This window comes from Psychroflexus sp. MES1-P1E (genome assembly GCF_002836055.1).
GTDB lineage: Bacteria > Bacteroidota > Bacteroidia > Flavobacteriales > Flavobacteriaceae > Psychroflexus.
In genome coordinates this window covers 1-4,120 of record NZ_PJBS01000194.1, presented here as the reverse complement: position 1 = coordinate 4,120, position 4,120 = coordinate 1, and the positions used below count along the sequence as shown (strand labels likewise).

Annotated in this window: 5 protein-coding genes; all 5 read left to right on the top strand. The window is 31.9% G+C overall.

Going from position 1 to position 4,120, the window contains the following annotated elements; all coding sequences use genetic code 11:
* The first annotated feature begins 25 nt into the window (after positions 1-25).
* On the top strand, positions 26-715 hold the full coding sequence (locus CXF67_RS08530) for a DUF6624 domain-containing protein (RefSeq protein WP_102088374.1): 690 nt from the start codon (positions 26-28) through the stop codon (positions 713-715).
* Between the two features lie 120 nt (positions 716-835).
* Positions 836-1,147 (top strand): hypothetical protein, encoded by a 312-nt coding sequence (locus CXF67_RS08525; RefSeq protein ID WP_102088373.1) that lies wholly within the window; start codon positions 836-838, stop codon positions 1,145-1,147.
* Positions 1,148-1,154: 7 nt separating this feature from the next.
* The gene (locus CXF67_RS08520) at positions 1,155-1,553 is read left to right on the top strand and encodes a hypothetical protein (RefSeq protein WP_102088372.1); all 399 of its coding nucleotides are present in this window, start codon (positions 1,155-1,157) and stop codon (positions 1,551-1,553) included.
* Between the two features lie 216 nt (positions 1,554-1,769).
* Positions 1,770-3,254: a hypothetical protein gene (locus CXF67_RS08515; RefSeq protein ID WP_102088371.1), complete on the top strand. Its 1,485-nt coding sequence runs from the start codon at positions 1,770-1,772 to the stop codon at positions 3,252-3,254.
* A gap of 296 nt (positions 3,255-3,550) precedes the next feature.
* Positions 3,551-4,120 (top strand): PIN domain-containing protein (locus tag CXF67_RS08510; protein ID WP_145990415.1); only part of this gene is annotated, 570 nt, incomplete at its 3' end.

The window sequence follows — 4,120 nt, the reverse complement described above, 5'->3', positions numbered from 1 at the left end:
AACCTGAACTAATATAGAATTAAAGATGAGATTTATATTTATACTCTTTTTACTAATAACAATATCTTGTACAAACAAGAACAAATCAAAAAAAACCATAACAAGTATTGATAGAACTGAAAATCTTATTGCAGTTTTAGACACTATTTGGGAAAAAGAACAAACACCAATAAGGTTAAGAGATTCTTTGATAAATATTTATGGAGCAGAATCTAAAGAAGCCGAACTATATCAAAAAGAATATAGAAAAAATCACACTCTTAATATTAAAAAAATCAAAAAAATCTTTGACAAATCTGATTGGCCTGAATTGACACAAATAGGAGAACAAGGCAATAGAACTATTTGCAATGTTCTTCAACATGCTGATCAAGAAACAAGGGAACATTATATTCCTTTAATGAAACAAGCTGTGTTGGACAAAAAATTAGAGCCAAGGTTTCTGGTTCGTGCTGAAGATAGAATTGCAACTGATAAAGGTGAATTACAAATCTATGGTGGACAAATGAAATACTATCCAGAAACAAAAAGTTTTAATGTATGGCCAGTTTATGACCCTGTAAATATCGATAAAAGACGAGCTGAAATTGGACTTGAGCCAATCGCGGAATTCCTGAAAAATCGATTTGACTTTGAATGGAATCTCGAAGAGCAAATAAAAAGGACAGAAGAATTTGAAAATCAAAAACGAAATGCCAACAATGGCTATAAATAATTGCTTGTTCTCGCCTACTTTGGAAATTCCTGCGGAATTTCCATCTTGGTGTATACTTGTAAAGTTAAGTGCTAAACCACGCAACTACTCATAGCCGAGACCGTTGTGGTGCATTAAAAAATGACGATAAAGACAAAATTCATATTGACCTTGACTTTTCTGTTAATTACTCAGATTGCTATGGCGACTGTTGACTATTTAGCTGTTAACCATTTGACTAAGCAACTCTATTGGGCCGACACAGATAATTCACCAGGACTTATCGGTTGGACTTCGATACCTGAAGGCAAGTATGAATTTTACGAACAGGAATATCTCGACCGTGGATTCACTTTTACGAACAACCCATATTTAATTGAAGAGATTATCAGTATAATGGTAATATTGACAATTGGGATTTTTTTGATAAGAAAACGAACTAAATCAAGCTAGCTGACTTATGACCAAGAAATTAACCCTAAAAATAGGCATAGGTCTGACCTTACTCATTGGACTTATTTATTTCATTGACCCAGCATTTCAACGCTCAGTGACTTTTGACAGTTATTCAGCAAAATATGAATGGAGATTATTTAATAATTCATATTGTAATTCAAAAACTGCAGGACATTGTTTTACAAATGAAACTAACCGAACAAATGCTGAAATCGAATTATACTTGACGCTTTTAGAGCATGTTGAGAGCAGTGAACAAATTGAAAAGAAACTGAAAAAAGTAGTGAAGGAGACATATCGGTTTGAAAGAACCTACAGCGAATTGACTCAAACAGACGAAATTCGAATCGATTCACTAAGAAAATATAGGGACGAGATATTTAGAAAAATAATGTTGAAATAAAAAAACGCACCACAACAACGCATATAGCTTATGGCGGGTGAAGGGCTGCCAGCAAGGTTTTCGCTCCGTAGCAAAGTTCGTTCTCGGTGGACAACTAAGTGCTTCGAAACCGCCACAAGCCATATGCAAACCGTTAGCCACAAGCTGAAAAAGCATAGAAAACATTAAAGAGTTATTGAATAATAAATTAAAAAGCAATATTAAAACCAACCAACTATGATTTCATTACTACCAATTCACGAAAAATTATCAACTCTTAACGGAAACGACCATGTATCGGCTATAATTAGTCTTCCTTGGTTATTAGATGCTATTAAGGATGAAATGGCTGAGATTGAGAAACAATACAGCAGAGTTTATGTAGAAACCAACCTGAAGGAAATTAAAATAAAGTTTTTATTTGATCATAGAAACGTAAGATTAACTCCAGTTGGTGGTGGCTCCTCTTTTGAACTATCGCATTTCGATTTTCAATTAGCGCTCTTTGATCCAAATAATAATGCCTATGGACATATAGACGTGAGATGCAATAAGAATATAGAAGGTGATTTTGAGATTATATCTAAGGATGATTTAATGTCTGATATTAAATACAACTTAGAACCAGTTGATTTAGTTGATGTAGATATTCAAGAGAGTTCGTTTGATGAGACAGTAATAAATGCAAATTTTGGAAGCTTAAATGATTTTGAGACCTCAGTAAAAGCCATCATGTTATTTATAGATTATAATGAGTACGTAACAGATTTATTTGATTCTCTTCCTACTCCAAATGTTTTTGAGGCTCTAGGATCTTATAAATTAGGAGCGCCATATAACGTCTCGACTAATGATTTTAAAGTCAATGGTGTTCAAACACCGTTTTTAGTGGTTAAAGGAGCATCGATTGTAGATAGGTCTGTATTCTGTAATTGTGGAGAACCTGGAGGTGTTACAACAGTTGATGATATACAACGAAGTGGAAGTGGTGATGATGGAACAAGAACAACTGTTAATAGAAGAAGAGTTACTTATGGCACTCCTGTTACTGGAGACTTAGTAGGAAATTTAACTGCCGGATTTATTTTCCCCTTTTATGATTCTTCAACCAATAGTTATAAAACCTTTCTAAAGGATTTAACAGCAACTACTAATTTATCAACAACAGTTACTGATAGCGGAAAAACAAGTGGTGTTAATTGGTCATATAATATCAACGCTTCTGTACCATTAACAGATATTATCATTGATGTAGATCGTGATACTACGACAAACCAATATTCAATTATTGTAGATATGCCTCACAAAGTTACTGGTAAAATTAAATTGGAAAAAAAGATAGGATGCGGTGTAAGAATAAGAGACAGCATAGAGTTAACACAAGGAAGAATAGATCCTTTTCGATTAACATTGAGAGTCGATTTTGTTCAAGGTAGAAATGGACGTGAAGTAATTTTGCATCCTGATACAAAAGCAGATTTATACTTCAGATTAAGACCTAAAGGTATTTTTGCTTTTTTAGTCACTTTTTTCGGTAAAATTATTGACAAAAAATTAGTAGAAGAGCGAATTGTAGCAATTGCTAATCAGCAAATAACAAGTTTTATTAGAGCATTTATTATTCCAACAATTCCTCAAGAACAAATAAGAATCGGAGCAACAATGTTAGATGAATCTTTATTTATTGCAATTGGCGAAGCCAGAAATGATGATGAAGGGTAATAATATTTTTAAGTTGACCGCAAGTAGAATGAACAAACGAATTGAAAACTACATTTAATTTTTTACACTTATGATTTTTGGAGAATTAATTTATGTAATTAACATTATTTGCGGACTAATAAAAAATAAAGCCAGTGGCTAACAATGTATAAAAATAATAGCCGAGATTGGAGTAAAATAAAGGGTTGTAGCCCGCTTCAACTTTCTTGTAAATTGACAGGGAAGTGCAACTCAATCGGCTACTATTCTTATACTAATCGTTGGCAACAACCCAAAAACAGTTACATAAATAACAAATGATATACATAACTTTAGATACTTGCGTTTGGCTGGGGTTATTGGAAATTGACTTCAATAATGATGATAATTATTTTGAAGAAATTTGCTTTTGGATTGAAAATAAACATCTCATTCATATTGCCCCTGAAAATATTAATGATGAATGGAATAGAAATAAAATTCAAGGTAAAGAGAATGCTATTAAGCACTTAAATGATAATGAAATAAATTTATTAAACCGGTTCAAAAACGATAAAACTTTAAGTGACTTATATAACCCAAATAAGATTACTGAAATAATTCAAAGTAGAATCGAAAAAATTGACTACATATTAAATACTTCAGAAAAGGCTAAAGTTGATGATAATATTCTTATTGAAGCAGGAAAAAGAAATTTACTAAAACAAGCTCCTAATCATATTAAAGAGGGATATAAGGACACAGTAAACATATTAACATTAATAAATCACTTAAAACTTAAAAAATACGAAAAATGCATTTTTTCGACAATTGATGGCGATTTTGGTATTGCTAAAAATAAACCTTACAATTTACATACTAATTTAGTTAATGAATTTAAAGAAGTA